Annotated in this window: 13 protein-coding genes; 4 read left to right on the top strand and 9 right to left on the bottom strand. The window is 70.7% G+C overall.

Features of this window, described 5'->3' with window-relative positions; translation table 11 throughout:
* Positions 1-6: 6 nt before the first annotated feature.
* Entirely contained in the window at positions 7-1101 is a 1095-nt protein-coding gene (locus ABZY12_RS18085; RefSeq protein ID WP_356891332.1) for a hypothetical protein, read from the bottom strand.
* A gap of 229 nt (positions 1102-1330) precedes the next feature.
* Positions 1331-2356: an ATP-dependent 6-phosphofructokinase gene (locus ABZY12_RS18090; protein ID WP_356891334.1), complete on the bottom strand. Its 1026-nt coding sequence runs from the start codon at positions 2354-2356 to the stop codon at positions 1331-1333.
* Between the two features lie 257 nt (positions 2357-2613).
* Between ABZY12_RS18090 and pta the strand changes: the two genes are divergently transcribed.
* From pta to pyk, 3 genes are all read left to right on the top strand, one after another.
* Positions 2614-4713, top strand: coding sequence for a phosphate acetyltransferase (pta, locus tag ABZY12_RS18095; protein ID WP_356891336.1), 2100 nt, complete (start codon positions 2614-2616; stop codon positions 4711-4713).
* Positions 4710-5939, top strand: coding sequence for an acetate kinase (locus tag ABZY12_RS18100; protein ID WP_356891338.1), 1230 nt, complete (start codon positions 4710-4712; stop codon positions 5937-5939). The genes pta and ABZY12_RS18100 overlap by 4 nt, the downstream gene beginning before the upstream one ends.
* A gap of 74 nt (positions 5940-6013) precedes the next feature.
* Positions 6014-7444, top strand: a complete 1431-nt coding sequence (gene pyk, locus ABZY12_RS18105) for a pyruvate kinase (RefSeq protein ID WP_356891340.1) — start codon at positions 6014-6016, stop codon at positions 7442-7444.
* An 85-nt stretch (positions 7445-7529) separates the two neighbouring features.
* Here pyk and ABZY12_RS18110 read toward each other — a convergent pair whose 3' ends face one another.
* The 4 genes from ABZY12_RS18110 to ABZY12_RS18125 form a co-directional block, all read right to left on the bottom strand.
* On the bottom strand, positions 7530-8801 hold the full coding sequence (locus tag ABZY12_RS18110; protein WP_356891342.1) for a hypothetical protein: 1272 nt from the start codon (positions 8799-8801) through the stop codon (positions 7530-7532).
* Positions 8791-9402, bottom strand: a complete 612-nt coding sequence (locus ABZY12_RS18115; protein WP_356891344.1) for a DUF6114 domain-containing protein — start codon at positions 9400-9402, stop codon at positions 8791-8793. Before ABZY12_RS18115 ends, ABZY12_RS18110 begins: the two co-directional genes overlap by 11 nt.
* A 114-nt stretch (positions 9403-9516) precedes the next feature.
* Complete coding sequence (locus tag ABZY12_RS18120; RefSeq protein WP_356891346.1) at positions 9517-10161, bottom strand: DUF6230 family protein; 645 nt, start codon at positions 10159-10161, stop codon at positions 9517-9519.
* Positions 10162-10747: 586 nt separating this feature from the next.
* Entirely contained in the window at positions 10748-11713 is a 966-nt protein-coding gene (locus ABZY12_RS18125; RefSeq protein WP_356891348.1) for a tetratricopeptide repeat protein, read from the bottom strand.
* 286 nt (positions 11714-11999) lie between these two features.
* Between ABZY12_RS18125 and ABZY12_RS18130 the strand changes: the two genes are divergently transcribed.
* Positions 12000-12641 (top strand): TetR/AcrR family transcriptional regulator, encoded by a 642-nt coding sequence (locus ABZY12_RS18130; protein WP_356891350.1) that lies wholly within the window; start codon positions 12000-12002, stop codon positions 12639-12641.
* Between the two features lie 88 nt (positions 12642-12729).
* Here the strand turns inward: ABZY12_RS18130 and ABZY12_RS18135 are convergent, their stop codons facing one another.
* From ABZY12_RS18135 to ABZY12_RS18145, 3 genes are all read right to left on the bottom strand, one after another.
* A complete protein-coding gene (locus ABZY12_RS18135; RefSeq protein ID WP_356891352.1) occupies positions 12730-14430 on the bottom strand; it encodes a methylmalonyl-CoA mutase family protein in 1701 nt (566 codons plus the stop codon).
* An 83-nt stretch (positions 14431-14513) separates the two neighbouring features.
* Positions 14514-14846 carry a DUF3817 domain-containing protein gene (locus ABZY12_RS18140; RefSeq protein ID WP_356891354.1) on the bottom strand — a complete coding sequence of 111 codons (333 nt, stop codon included), beginning with the start codon at positions 14844-14846 and terminating at the stop codon, positions 14514-14516.
* Positions 14847-14900: 54 nt separating this feature from the next.
* Positions 14901-15410: a MarR family transcriptional regulator gene (locus ABZY12_RS18145; protein WP_356891356.1), complete on the bottom strand. Its 510-nt coding sequence runs from the start codon at positions 15408-15410 to the stop codon at positions 14901-14903.
* Between the last annotated feature and the right edge of the window lie 53 nt (positions 15411-15463).

A 15463-nucleotide genomic window follows, 5' to 3' on the forward strand; every position in this document is an offset into this window, starting at 1 on the left:
GCCGGCCTACGGGGCGTCCTCGCCGGTGCGGCGGTCGAAGCTGAAGAGCTGGGCCGCCGCGTCCGCCCGGCAGGGCGACTGGGCCAGGCGGGACCAGGCCGCCGTGGGGTCGCCGAGGACGGTCACGCAGAGGCCGGCGATCTCCGAGCCCACGGGGACGATGCGGTAGCCCTCGACCGGGGCGCCGAAGGGCTCCAGAGCGAACCGCTCGACGCGGCTCGGATTGCCGCACTCCGAGTCCTCCAGGGGGGCGTCCGGGGCGCGGCCGCCGGACGGGATGCCGGAGCAGCCGGGACCGTAGTCCGGGTGGTCGGAGAGGATCTGCCAGCGGCCGCCCCCGAGGTCCTTGAGGGAGTAGCGGGGGACGACCGCGTCCGCGCACTCCACCTGGTAGACCTGGCCGTTCCTGTCGCCCCGCCGCTCGTTGAGGCAGAGGCCCGAACCGATCACCCGTATGTGTACGTCGCCGGCCGCCGGGGCCGTCAGCCGGGGCGGTGCCGTCCCGTTTCCGTCCCGGACGACGGCGAGGACCAGGCTGACGGCGGCGAGGACGAGTCCGGCGACGGCCACGAGCGCGACGAGCGTCCGCCCTATCCGCCATCGGGGGGCGGGCGGCGGCTCCGGGCCGGGGTCGGGAGGCCGGGGCCACACGGTGCCGGTCCCGGCGTCCGTCCCGTCCTCCGCCTCGGCGTCGGACGCCGAGGCGGCGTCGGACCCCTCCTCGGCCCCTGCCTCCGCGGGCGCGTCCTCGCCGGGCCCGTCGGGCCCCGTCGCACCGAGCCCGGGACCGGATGCGTAGACCCCTCGTACCGCCAGCTCCTTGCGGACCGTCTGCCAGCTCTCCAGCTCACCGGGGCCCACTCCGCAGGCGAGGACGAAGGTGGTGAGCAGCTCCTCCCGGGGGACGGTCGTGCGGGCCAGCATGTTCGCGACCGTCGAGCGGGGCAGGACGTCTCCCCGCGCCTCCGCGCGGACGGACAGCTCGCGATAGGTGAGTCCGGACCAGTCCTTGAGAGCCTGGAGCCGGGCGACGAAGGCGGCCGGGTCGGTGGCCTCCCTCGGGTCGGGCGCGCTCCGCCCGCCGGCGTCCCCCTCGGTCATGCGACTCCCCCGCCCCTCCCGCGAAAACGGCCGTCGGACACGCCCGGAACGGAGTTGAGACATGTCCGGGACAGGCGTAAGCCTTGTTGATTGCGGTGTTCAACTCAAGAGTGGAAATCGGCAATTCCGGTCGGGGCGGAAAGCCACGGGGGAAGGCGAACGGCCCCGATCGTCCACGGGGGAGACGATCGGGGCCGCTCTGCGCCGGGCCCGGGCGGCACGGCGCAGGTCAGAAGACCGACTCCGCCTCCGCCACCCGGTTCTCGGGCACCGTCTTCAGCCGCGTCACGGCCTCGGCGAGCGGCACCATGTGGATGTCCGTGCCCCGCAGCGCCGTCATCTTCCCGAACTCGCCGCGGTGCGCCGCCTCCACCGCGTGCCAGCCGAAGCGGGTGGCGAGCACCCGGTCGTACGCCGTCGGCGTGCCGCCGCGCTGCACGTGCCCGAGGATGACGGGCCGGGCCTCCTTGCCGAGGCGCCGCTCCAGCTCGACCGCGAGCCGGTTGCCGATGCCCTGGAAGCGCTCGTGGCCGTACTGGTCGATCTCGCCCTTCTGGTACTCCATGGAGCCCTCGGCGGGGTGCGCGCCCTCGGCAACGCAGACGACGGCGAACTTCTTGCCGCGTGCGAAGCGCTCCTCGACCATCTTGACCAGGTCGTCGACCTGGAAGGGGCGCTCGGGCAGGCAGATGCCGTGGGCGCCGCCGGCCATGCCGGACTCCAGCGCGATCCATCCGGCGTGACGGCCCATCACCTCGACGACCATCACGCGCTGGTGGGACTCGGCGGTGGTCTTGAGACGGTCTATGGCCTCCGTCGCGACGCCCACGGCGGTGTCGAAGCCGAAGGTGCGGTCGGTGGAGGAGATGTCGTTGTCGATCGTCTTGGGGACACCGACGACGGGCATGCCGGCGTCGGAGAGCATCCGGGCGGCGGTGAGGGTGCCCTCGCCGCCGATCGGGATGAGGACGTCGATGCCGTACTTCCTCGCCAACTCCGGCGCGGACTCGGCGGCTTCGGAGAGCCGGTCGCGCTCCAGCCGGGCGGAGCCGAGGATGGTGCCGCCACGGGCGAGGATCCCGCTGACGGCGTCGAGGTCGAGGGGCCGGTAGTGCCCGTCGAGGAGACCCTTGAACCCGTCCTCGAAGCCGATGACTTCGTCGCCGTGGCCGGTCAGCGCCCGGTGCACGACCGACCGGATCACTGCGTTCAGGCCAGGGCAGTCGCCGCCTGCGGTGAGAACTCCGATGCGCATCGTGCTGTGTCTCCTGCTCGGGTAGCGGTACGTGTGAGCCCTGCCGATTCTCCCACGCCGGGCCCGGCCGGGGCTTCCGCGACTGCTCCGCGCGTCCCGGGGGAAGGCGGAGCGAGGGGGCTTTCGTCCCCCTCTTCCCGGTCATCCGTCCGGCAAGCGCCCTACCCATCCACGGAGGTATTGTCAAGGGGGTATAGCTGCCCTATCGGGCTTTTTTGACGTCACTCGTTTGACGGGACTGGACAGGAGACCATGGCGTGACGCGCAGCGTGTACGTGACCGGGATCGACCGCGGAGACGGCCGGCAGGTCGTCGAGCTGGGAGTCATGGAGCTCCTGACCCGCCAGGTGGACCGGGTGGGGGTGTTCCGGCCGCTGGTGCACGACGGACCCGACCGCCTGTTCGATCTCCTGCGGGCGCGCTACCGGCTCTCCCAGGACCCGGCGACCGTCTACGGCATGGACTACCGCGAGGCCGCCGCGCTCCAGGCCGAGCGGGGCACCGACGAGCTGGTCTCCCGGCTCGTCGACCGCTTCCACGCGGTGGCGCGGGAGTACGAGGTCGTGCTCGTGCTCGGTACGGACTTCGCCGCCACCCCGCTCCCCGACGAGTTGGCGATCAACGCACGGCTCGCCAACGAGTTCGGCGCCTCGGTGATACCCGTGGTCGGCGGCAAGGGGCAGCCCGCCGAGTCCGTACGGGCCGAGGCCCGCAACGCCTTCCGCGCGTACGACGTGCTCGGCTGCGACGTCCTCGCGATGGTCGTCAACCGGGTGGCCGCCGAGGACCGCGCGGCCATCGCCGAGCGGCTCGCCGCCCGGCTGCCCGTCCCCTGCTACGTCCTGCCCGACGAGCCGGCCCTCGCCGCGCCCACCGTCGCCCAGATCACCCACGCCCTCGGCGCCTCGGTGGTGCTCGGCGACGGCGCCGGCCTGGCCCGGGACGCGCTCGACTTCGTCTTCGGCGGCGCGATGCTGCCGAACTTCCTCAACGCGCTGACCCCGGGCTGCCTGGTGGTCACCCCCGGCGACCGCGCCGACCTCGTCGTGGGCGCGCTCGCCGCGCACTCGGCGGGCACCCCGCCCATCGCCGGTGTGCTGCTCACCCTGAACGAGCGGCCCAGCGAGGAGATCCTCACCCTGGCCGCCCGTCTGGCGCCCGGCACCCCGGTCATCTCGGTGCCCGGCAACAGCTTCCCCACGGCCGCCGAACTCTTCTCCCTCGAAGGCAAGTTGAACGCCGCGACGCCGCGCAAGGCGGAGACTGCGCTCGGCCTCTTCGAGCGGCACGTGGACACGGCCGATCTGCTGAAGCGGATCTCGGTGGCCCGCAGCGGCCGGGTGACCCCGATGATGTTCGAGCACGATCTCCTGGAGCAGGCGCGCGCCGACCGCCGCCGGGTGGTCCTGCCCGAGGGCACCGAGGAGCGGGTGCTGCGCGCCGCCGACGTGCTGCTGCGCCGCGACGTCTGCGACCTGACGCTGCTGGGCGACGTCGAGGTGATCCGCAAGAGGGCCGCCGACCTGGGCATCGACCTGTCCTCGCCGTCGACGCAGCTGATCGATCCGCAGACCTCCGAGCTGCGTGACTCCTTCGCCGAGAAGTACGCCGAGCTGCGCGCCCACAAGGGCGTGACGGTGGAGCTCGCGTACGACGTGGTGGCGGACGTGAACTACTTCGGCACCCTGATGGTGCAGGAGGGCCTGGCCGACGGCATGGTCTCCGGCTCGGTGCACTCCACCGCGGCGACCATCCGCCCGGCCTTCGAGATCATCAAGACCAAGCCGGACGCCTCGATCGTCTCCTCGGTCTTCTTCATGTGCCTCGCCGACAAGGTGCTCGTGTACGGCGACTGCGCGGTCAACCCCGACCCGAACGCCGAGCAGCTCGCGGACATCGCCGTGCAGTCGGCGGCGACCGCGGCCCGTTTCGGTGTCGAGCCGCGGATCGCGATGCTCTCGTACTCCACCGGCACCTCCGGCTCCGGCGCGGACGTCGACAAGGTGCGGGAGGCGACCAAGCTGGTACGTGCGTCCCACCCGGGGCTGCGGATCGAGGGCCCGATCCAGTACGACGCGGCGGTCGAGCCGTCCGTCGCCGCGACCAAGCTGCCGGAATCGGAGGTGGCCGGACAGGCGACCGTGCTGATCTTCCCGGACCTGAACACCGGCAACAACACCTACAAGGCCGTGCAGCGCTCGGCCGGCGCCGTGGCCGTCGGCCCGGTCCTGCAGGGGTTGCGCAAGCCCGTGAACGACCTCTCGCGCGGCGCGCTCGTCAGCGACATCGTCAACACGGTCGCCATCACGGCGATCCAGTCCCAGGTCCCGTCCCAGGCTCAGGAGCTCCCCGCATGACCGGCACCACCGCCACCCGTGTCCTCGTCCTCAACTCCGGTTCCTCGTCGGTGAAGTACCAGCTCCTGGACATGCGGGGGAACAGCCGGCTCGCGGCCGGCCTGGTGGAGCGGATCGGCGAGGCGTCCTCACGGCTCGTGCACACCCCGCTCCAGGGGGGCGGAGGGGTCAGGCGCGAGAAGACCGGGGCGATCGCCGACCACGCGGCCGCGCTGAAGGCGGTGGCCGAGGAGCTGGCGGCCGACGGCCTGGGTCTCGACTCCCCCGAGCTGGCCGCGATCGGCCACCGGGTGGTGCACGGCGGGCTGCGGTTCAGCGCGCCGACCGTGATCACCGACGAGGTGCTGGCGGAGATCGAGCGGCTCGTCCCCGTGGCGCCGCTGCACAACCCCGCCAACCTCACCGGCATCCGTACGGCGATGGCCCTGCGCCCGGACCTGCCGCAGGTGGCGGTCTTCGACACCGCCTTCCACACGACGATGCCGGAGTCCGCGGCCCGGTACGCGATCGACGTGGAGACCGCGGACGCGCACCGCATCCGGCGCTACGGCTTCCACGGCACCTCGCACGCGTACGTCTCCCGCGAGGCGGCGAAGCTGCTGGGCAAGGCGCCGGAGGAGGTGAACGTGATCGTGCTGCACCTGGGCAACGGGGCCTCGGCGTCCGCCGTCCGGGGCGGGCTCTGCGTGGACACCTCGATGGGTCTCACCCCGCTGGAGGGCCTGGTGATGGGCACGCGGTCGGGCGACATCGACCCGGCGGTCACCTTCCACCTCAAGCGGGTCGCGGGCATGTCCGAGGACGAGGTGGACGTCCTGCTCAACAAGAAGAGCGGGCTCGTCGGCCTCTGCGGCGACAACGACATGCGGGAGATCCGCCGCCGGATCGACGAGGGCGACGAGCGGGCCCGGCTGGCCTTCGACATCTACATCCACCGGCTGAAGAAGTACATCGGGGCGTACTACGCGGTGCTCGGGCGGGTGGACGCCGTGGTGTTCACGGCGGGTGTCGGTGAGAACGCGGCGCCCGTACGGGAAGCTGCCATCGCCGGCCTGGAGGAGCTGGGCCTGGCGGTGGACGCCGGCCTGAACGCCGTACGGTCCGACGAGGCACGGCTGATCTCGCCGGAGTACGCGCGGGTCGCGGTCGCCGTGGTGCCGACGGACGAGGAGCTGGAGATCGCCAGGCAGAGCTACGCGCTGGTGCACGGAGGAGTGAACGCCTGAGCGGGCCCCCGCCCATTTGTACTTTCCACCAGACGGAATATTCCGCAGTGAAACAAACCGATAGGATCCGCCTCATGCGCCGTTCCAAAATCGTCTGCACGCTGGGCCCCGCCGTCGACTCGTATGAGCAGCTGAAGGCTCTCATCGAGGCCGGCATGAACGTGGCCCGATTCAACATGAGCCACGGAACCCAGGCAGAGCACCAGGAGCGGTACGACCGTCTCCGCAGGGCGGTGGCGGACACCGGCCGCGCCGTGGGCGTGCTCGCCGACCTCCAGGGCCCCAAGATCCGTCTGGAGACCTTCGCGGAGGGCCCGGTCGAGCTGGTGCGCGGTGACGAGTTCACCATCACCACCGAGGACGTCCCGGGCGACAAGTCCATCTGCGGCACCACGTACAAGGGTCTGCCGGGCGATGTCTCCAAGGGCGACCAGATCCTGATCAACGACGGCAACGTCGAGCTGCGGGTCGTCGAGGTCGAGGGCCCGCGGGTCAAGACGATCGTCGTCGAGGGCGGCGTGATCTCCGACCACAAGGGCATCAACCTGCCCGGTGCGGCGGTGAACGTCCCGGCCCTGTCGGAGAAGGACGTGGAGGACCTCCGCTTCGCGCTCCGCATGGGCTGCGACATGGTCGCGCTCTCCTTCGTCCGCAACGCCGAGGACGTGAAGGACGTCCACAAGGTGATGGACGAGGAGGGCCGCCGGGTCCCCGTCATCGCCAAGGTCGAGAAGCCGCAGGCCGTCGAGAACATGGACGGTGTCGTCGCCGCCTTCGACGCGGTGATGGTGGCCCGTGGCGACCTCGCCGTGGAGTACCCGCTGGAGAAGGTCCCCATGGTGCAGAAGCGCCTGGTGGAGCTCTGCCGCCGCAACGCCAAGCCGGTGATCGTGGCGACCCAGATGATGGAGTCGATGATCACCAACTCGCGCCCCACGCGCGCGGAGGCCTCCGACGTGGCCAACGCGATCCTGGACGGCGCGGACGCGGTCATGCTCTCGGCGGAGTCCTCGGTCGGCGCGTACCCGATCGAGACCGTGAAGACGATGTCGAAGATCGTCGTCGCGGCCGAGGAGGAGCTGCTCTCCAAGGGCCTGCAGCCGCTCGTGCCGGGCAAGAAGCCGCGCACGCAGGGCGGCTCGGTCGCCCGCGCGGCCTGCGAGATCGCGGACTTCCTGGGCGGCAAGGCGCTGATCGCCTTCACCAAGTCCGGTGACACCGCCCGCCGTCTCTCGCGGTACCGCGCGTCGCAGCCGATCCTGGCCTTCACCACGGACGAGTCGACCCGTAACCAGCTCACGCTGAGCTGGGGCGTCGAGTCCTTCCTGGCCCCGTTCGTGGAGACCACCGACGCGATGGTCGACCTGGTCGACGCGGAGCTGCTGAAGCTCCAGCGCTACAACGAGGGCGACACCATGGTCATCACGGCCGGCTCGCCCCCCGGCGTCCCGGGCACCACGAACATGGTCCGCGTCCACCACCTCGGCGGCCAGCAGCGGAGCTGACCCGCCGACCGGCCGCACATGACGAGGGCCCCCGTCCGGATCGGACGGGGGCCCTCGTCATCCGCGGCTCCCGGAGGTACGGAGGTCAGCTGGGCTCGATCGTGTTGCGCAGGCCCGGGACCTTGAGGGTGCCGCCGAACTGGCCCGCCTGGATGACCTCCACGTCGGTGAAGATGGCGAACGGTACGTCGAGCGGCGGCGGGGTCTGCGGGTTGAAGGTGACCGGGATGATGCCGAAGAGGTCGCCCTTCAGCTGCTCCGTGTACATGGTCACCGTGCCGTTGCTCATGGTCGACGTCGAGCCCTTGTCGGACCGCACGTGACCGGTGAGGCCATCGGAGTGCACCGTGCGCTGGTGCAGGTCCTTGATGTCGACGCCGTCGCTCGCGGTGAACTTCAGGACCTTCTTGATCTTGCCGCTGCCCGTCTTCACCTCGACGATGCCGTGGTACTTGAGGCCCTTGAGCGTGAGCCTCGTGCTGTTCAGGATCCACGGCTCGTCCGGCAGCAGCGGGATTCCCTGCTCCAGTTCGGCCGCCGCGAGCGCCTCGGGGTCGGGCTCGGGGCACGGGAAGCGCGGCTTGGCGCCGTCGGGGATGTCCTCGTCCTTCTTGGCGTCGAGGCCCTTGGCGTCCTCCGGAAGCTCCTTGACCTCGGCGCCCACCTTGTCGGCTGCGTCCTTGATCGCTTCCTTGGTCTTGTCGACCGGGGCGTCGGCCTTCGGGCCCGCACCCGTCTTCGGAGGCGTCGTGGGAGCCGTGGTCGGCTTCCCGGCCGGAGCGGTGGCCGTCGGCGTCGGTGTCGGGGTGGGCGTCGGTGGGGTGTCCGGCCCGTCGAAGACGTCCTTGATCTTGTCACCGATCCCCAGCGGGTCGAGCGGGTTGACGCTCTTCGTCGGGGTGGGCGTCGGAGTCGGCGTCGGCCGGGTGGTGGTGAGGTTCGGCAGCGGGCCGGTCTTCGCGGTCTCGGTCGCCGAGGGGCTGGCGCCGGGTGCCGGCGTCTCCTGCTCCTCGGTGGCCTCCGGGTCCGGCGTCGCGCTCGCGCTCGCCGTGGGCGTGGGCGTGGACGTCTCCGCGGGCTTCGTCGACTCCTCGGGCGCCGGCTCGTCCGAGCGGGTCACGCACGGACCGGGGGCGAAGGGAATCTCGTCGTCGGCGAGGGCGAGCTTGGGCGCCATGCCCATGCCCACGAGGACCGCCGTCGGCATGGCCGCCAGGGCCATGGCCCGGCCCGCGGGCCCCTGGATCTTGTTCAGCAGCGACTTGCGCGGGGCCGCGTGCCGCGGACCCTTTCTCGCCAGAGTGGCGTCGCCTCCAGCCGTCGCCGGCTGCGCCGACCGCGTCTCGTCACCCCGCACTGTTCCTCCCGCCGTTGGCATCGATCGTCGTTTCGGTCGCGTGCGCACCGGGGCCCGGCAGCGGGTCCGGCTCCTGACCGGCGCGCTGCTCCGGGACCGATACGGCTCCGAAGGCGTGGACGCCCCCGTCACCCGCCGGGCCCAGCGGCGGACCGTCGTACTCGTGCTCGCCCGGGACGGCCTCGGCCTCCTCGGTGGATTCCTCCACCGGTACGCCCGGGGCCCAGGAGGCGGAGAGCCCGCCGCCGATGAGCGAGAACAGGAACCCGACGACGAGGCCGCCGAAGTTCGAGACCGGGATGGAGACGAGCGCCAGGACGATCGCCGCGACGCCCGCGAAGACCCGGACGACGGGCTGGAACCACATCGTCAGACCGAGCGTGACGAGCAGAACGCCGATGATCAGTGCTCCGGCGCCGGCCGTGGTCGCCATGGCGAGCGTCATGTTGCCGAGCCGCATGTCGCCGTAGGGCAGATACGCGATCGGCACGCCGCCGATCATGGTGAGCAGGCCGGCCCAGAACGGCCGGTTGCCCCGCCAGGCGCGGAAACGCAGCCGCCAGTAGTGGAATCCGCGGGAACCAATGGACTCGGCGCTCATGGAAAACAGCTCCCTGGAAGCGGTGTTGCTGAGAAAAATGGTGAAAGGAGGGGAACGGTCCCCGGAACGGACGGGGCCGCACAGCACGGCCCCGTCCCTCAAGGAGGGCTACTCCTAGAAGCACTCCTTGGTGCCCTTGTGCAGCTTCAGCTTCAGGTCGGGGAGCTTGAAGGTGGCGGCGGTGGTCGCCCACGCCTTCTGCTCCACGCCCGTCAGCGCCGCGTCCTCCGCGCGCTGGGAGAAGCCGTAGGGGTTGGCCTGGGTGTCCGGCTGGATGCCCGGCTTGCCCTTCGACTTCGGAAGCTGGCCCGCCGCGACGCCGATGTCGATGTTGCCGAACTCGGCGTCCGCCTTCAGCTCGGAGACATCGAGGTAGATGCCCTTCGCGTAGACCGGCTTGTCCTTCTCCGTGCCGGCGCGCAGCTCCAGGGAGACGCTGCCGATGAACGGAACGTCCGGAGTGACGACGGACTGGCACATGTCGGTGATCCAGGCCTCGGAGAAGCCCGAGACGGCGACCGGCTCCGCGAACGGCTTGCCGTGCAGGTCCTTGCCGGACGCCACACTGCCGTACTGGACGAAGTCCTTGCCGACAAGGCTCTTCGCCTTAACCTTGAACTCCTGGCCGGAGATGCTGAAGGACGCGGCCAGCGCGCCCTGGGCCAGGCCGACACCGATCGCGGCCGTCGCGGCCACGCTCGGCACCATGACAACGGCGAACCGCTTCCATCTGGTCCCGCCACGAACCTGGGACTTCATGAGAATTCCTCCTTCTCGGACGTACATCTCCGGAGGGGCCCGGGGCCCGTCCTGGGATGGGAGAAGTGCTACGTCCTCGGGAAGGAGAGCGCCGAGCGTCGGGCACGATGCGCGTCCGAATCACCGGCGATCACCCCCGAGCGACAACCACTGGCCACGCCTTGCGCGCAACCTGCTGGACAGGCCCTGCCGGTGAGGGCAGGAACCCCCCTGTCCAGGGCCGGCGCCACTGCCGCCGGCCCGCTCGGTGGGGACCCTCGCCGCAGGCCCGGGTGGTTGCCGGGCTGGTGCGGTATCGGACCGAGCGTCGCCGATCGTGGTCCATTCCGCGCCGGGGCACAAGGGGTTCGTTACTCACTAGTAACGGCTCGATAACCACGCCACGACAGGGCGATGTCAGGCGGCCACACAGGGTGCAGCCGACGCGGGCCATACATCGGGAGGAGGGGGTCGAAAGCCGGACAGAACACCGGGTTCGATTTACTGCAAGTAACAGCGGCCGCGTTTACCAAGTTTTGGTAAAACGCGGCCGCGATTTGTCACTGTGTCGCCAAATCGGCGCCCTCCCCGAGCGGGAGGGAAGGGGTCAGAACAGCACGCGCGCGAGGGCCTGACGGGCCGCCGTCACCCGCGGGTCGTCGGGACCGATCACCTCGAACAGCTCCAGGAGCCGCAGCCGCGCCGCGTCCCTGTCCTCACCCGCCGTACGCCGCACGACGTCGACGAGCCGGCTGAAGGCGTCCTCGACGTGACCACCCACCAGATCCAGGTCCGCGGCGGCGATCTGCGCGGTCACGTCGGCGGGGTCGTCGGCCGCGGTCTTCCGTACCTGCTGCGGGTCCATGCCCTGCACGCGGGCGAGCAGCTCGGCCTGGGCGAGGCCCAGCTTGGCCTCCGGGTGGCCGGGGTCGTCGGCCAGCACGTTCTTGTACGCCTGGACGGCGCCGGCCAGGTCGCCGGCGTCCAGCGCGGACATCGCCGCTTCGAGGAGGGCGTCGTACGGTCCGGCCGGCACGGGAGCCGGACCGGCCTCGCCGGCCTCCGGGTCCACGGCGATCCCCGTGAGACCGAAGCGCTCCTCGCCGACCTGGATCAGCTGGTCGAGCGTCTGCCGGATCTGGGCCTCGGGGGCCGCGCCCTGGAAGAGCGGCAGCGCCTGACCGGCGACCACCGCGAAAACGGCCGGAATTCCCTGGATGCCGAACTGTTGCATCAGCATCTGGTTGGCGTCGACGTCCACCTTCGCGAGCAGGAAACGGCCGTTGTACTCGACGGCCAGCCGCTCCAGAAGGGGGCCGAGCTGCTTGCAGGGCTCGCACCACTCGGCCCAGAAGTCGATGACGACCGGCACCTCGGCGGAGCGCTGCAGAACGTCGCGCTCGAAGCCGGCCTCGTCGACATCGATCACCAGGGCAGAGGGGGCGACGGCCGCCGGGCCACCCTGCCGGGCGGCCTGGGCGCGCGCCTGCTCCGCCTTGGCCTTGGCCTCTCCGGCCGCCTTCACCGCGGCAAGGTCGACGACGCCGCTCATGGACATGTTTCGGGGCTGCATGGGTACATCCTCCCCCTTCCGCGCGCGTTACCGGTAAGCCATGGCTGAACCGTGCCGTCCGCAGGCCTCCCGCCGGTGTGCGAGACGTAACGGACAACACGGTTCTTCGTGTCGTCGCACCGGGTCCCCACCCGATGCATGTGATTGTCGCTGGGGCCGCTCAAAGCCTTTCGCTACAGGTCGTAGCGTAACTGCACGGCAGGGCCCGGGGGAAGGACCCCTCGGTGAACTGGCTCACATCACCACCCCCTGGCGCAAGACCTACCGACGGGTATGGTCGTCCCCCATGTGTAGCCGCACCAGCCCCCGACCCCGCACCACCGGACGTCCCGGCCGCCCGCGTTCCGCCGAGGCCGACACGGCGATCCTGGAGGCGACCCGGGCCGCCCTGGTCGAACTGGGCTGGTCCAAGCTCACGATGGGCGATGTGGCGACGCGGGCCGGGGTCGCCAAGACCACGCTCTACCGGCGCTGGGCCAACAAGAACGAACTCGTCGTCGACGCCGTCGCGGTCCTCTTCGACGAACTCGAACTGCCCGACCTGGGCAGCCTGCGCGGCGACATCGAGAACGTGGTGCTGCAGTTCGCGGCACTGCTGGAACGGCCGGAGACCAAGACCGCCCTGATGGCGGTGGTCGCCGAGTCCACCCGCGACGAGCCGCTGCGCGAGCGCATCCGCACCTCGATCGTGGACCGGCAGAAGCGCCTGGTCCTGGAGGGCCGGCAGCGCGCCCAGGAGCGCGGCGAACTGCCCGCCGACCGGAACCCCGTCACGGTGGACGCCACCGACGACCTGATCTTCGACGTGATCGCCGGCGCGGTGGTGCACCGCGCGCTGGTGAGCGCGGAGCCGGTCGACGAGGCATGGGTGCGCCGCCTGTCCGCCCTGCTGATCGGCGGCCTCGGCGAGGCCGCGGCCCAGGCCTGAGCAGCGGACAAGGATGGCACCGGGAGCCCGGTGCCACCCTTGTCGTAACGCGTCCCACGGCGTAGGACGGCTTGCCCGGCTTGTACGGCTAGAAGCCCGGGGGCTCCGTGTAGACGCCCCACTCCTCGCGGAGCACGTCGCAGATCTCGCCGAGCGTGGCCTCCGCCCGTACCGCGTCGAGCATCGGGCCGATCATGTTCGAGCCGTCCCGGGCCGCCGCCAGCATCGCGTCGAGCGAGGCGCGTACCCGGGCGTCGTCGCGGCGGGCCTTGCGGTCGGCGAGGACCCGGACCTGCTCGCGCTCGACCTCGTGGCTGACCCGCAGGATCTCCAGGTCGCCGGTGACCGAGCCGTGGTGGACGTTGACTCCGACGACCCGCTTGTCGCCCTTCTCCAGGGACTGCTGGTACCGGAAGGCGGATTCGGCGATCTCGCCGGTGAACCAGCCGTCCTCGATGCCGCGCAGGATGCCGGAGGTCATCGGCCCGATCGGGTGCTGCCCGTCCGGGTGGGCGCGCCGGCCGCGCTCCCTGATCTGGTCGAAGATCTTCTCCGCGTCGGCCTCGATCCGGTCCGTGAGCTGCTCGACGTACCACGAACCGCCCAGCGGGTCGGCCACGTTGGCGACGCCGGTCTCCTCCATCAGCACCTGCTGGGTGCGCAGCGCGATCTCGGCGGCCTGCTCGCTGGGCAGGGCGAGGGTCTCGTCGAGGGCGTTGGTGTGCAGCGAGTTGGTGCCGCCGAGGACCGCGGAGAGGGCCTCCACGGCGGTCCGTACGACGTTGTTGTACGGCTGCTGGGCGGTGAGGGAGACACCGGCGGTCTGGGTGTGGAAGCGGAGCCACTGGGCCTTGTCGCTCTTGGCGCCGTACACCTCCTTCATCCAGCGCGCCCAGATCCGGCGGGCGGCGCGGAACTTGGCGATCTCCTCGAAGAAGTCGAGGTGGGCGTCGAAGAAGAAGGAGAGGCCGGGGGCGAAGACGTCGACGTCCAGGCCGCGGCTCAGCCCGAGCTCCACGTAGCCGAAGCCGTCGGCGAGGGTGTACGCCAGCTCCTGAGCGGCCGTCGCCCCGGCCTCGCGGATGTGGTAGCCGGAGACGGAGAGCGGCTTGTACGCGGGGATGCCCGCCGCGCAGTGCTCCATGAGGTCGCCGATCAGGCGCAGGTGCGGCTCGGGCTGGAAGAGCCACTCCTTCTGCGCGATGTACTCCTTGAAGATGTCGGTCTGGAGCGTGCCGTTGAGCACGCCCGGGTCGACGCCCTGGCGCTCGGCGGCGACCAGGTACATGCAGAAGACGGGCACGGCGGGCCCGGAGATGGTCATGGAGGTGGTGACGTCCCCGAGCGGGATGTCCTTGAAGAGGACCTCCATGTCGGCGGCGGAGTCGATGGCGACCCCGCAGTGGCCGACCTCGCCGAGCGAGCGCGGGTCGTCGGAGTCGCGGCCCATGAGGGTCGGCATGTCGAAGGCGACCGAGAGCCCGCCGCCGCCGGCGGCCAGGATCATCTTGTACCGCTCGTTCGTCTGCTCGGCGTTTCCGAAGCCGGCGAACTGGCGGATGGTCCAGGTCCGGCCGCGGTAGCCGGTGGGGTGCAGGCCACGGGTGAAGGGGTACTCACCGGGCCAGCCGATCCGTTCGAACCCCTCGTAGGTGTCACCGGGCCGGGGCCCGTAGACGGGCTCGACCGGGTCCCCGGAGAGCGTCGTGAAGTCGGCGTCGCGCTTGCGGGCCTTGTCGTAACGGGCCTGCCAGCGTCGGCGGCCTTCCTCGATGGCGTCAGCGTCCATACCCTCGAATTTACTAGGACGTCCTAGTAAATGTCGATGGCAAACCTCCGCACAGATGTGCGGAGGTCCGGAACCGGGCTCGCTCAGGCCTTGGCCGGCGCCGACTGCGCGCCGCTGACCAGCGGAAGCGTCTCGCGGACGACCTTGCGCTCGACGAAGAACGCGGCGAAGGGAATCGTCCCGGACAGCAGCACCCACAGCAGCTTGCCGAACGGCCACTTCGCCTTGGATCCCAGGTCGAAGGCGAAGATCAGGTAGATGATGTAGAGGACGCCGTGGGTCTGGGAGACCGCGAAGGTCACGTCCTCGCCCATGTCGAACCCGTACTTGAAGACCATGCAGGTGCACAGCACGAGCAGCATGACGGCGGTGATGTACGCCATGACGCGGTAACGGGTCAGCACGCTGGATTTCATGCCGTCGAGCGTAACGGCCCGTTCCGGGCGATCTTCGCGCGGGCCCCTTCCCCGCTACTTCGCCTCGAAGTCCCCCGCGGCGACCCGCAGCGGCCGCAGCATCGCGAAGATCTCGGCGCACTCCTCGGCGTCGTACGCCCCGAGGCCGAAGTCCATCGCCATCAGGTCCCGGGTCGCCGCCTCGACGACCTCGCGGCCCTTCTCCGTGATGGAGGCGAGCGTGCCGCGCCCGTCGTTGGGGTTGGGCCGCTTGTCGACCAGGCCGGACCTGACCAGCCGGTCCACCGTGTTCGTCACGGACGTGGGGTGGACCATGAGCCGCTCGCCGATCTTGGACATGGGCAGCTCACCGGCCTTGGAGAAGGTGAGCAGCACCAGCGCCTCGTACCGCGCGAAGGTCAGTCCGTACGGCTTGACCACGGCGTCGACCTCGGCGAGGAGGATCTGGTGGGCGCGCATGATCGAGGTGATCGCGGCCATCGAGGGGACCGGCCCCCAGCGCTTCTGCCAGAGTTCGTCGGCGCGGGCGATGGGGTCGAACGGGAGACTGAGCGGCTTCGGCACGCGTCGACCTTACCCACTGGTCACATGGTGGTCAGCCCCGTCTCGCCCTTCGG

This window comes from Streptomyces sp. NPDC006551 (genome assembly GCF_040611675.1).
Taxonomy (GTDB): Bacteria; Actinomycetota; Actinomycetes; order Streptomycetales; family Streptomycetaceae; genus Streptomyces.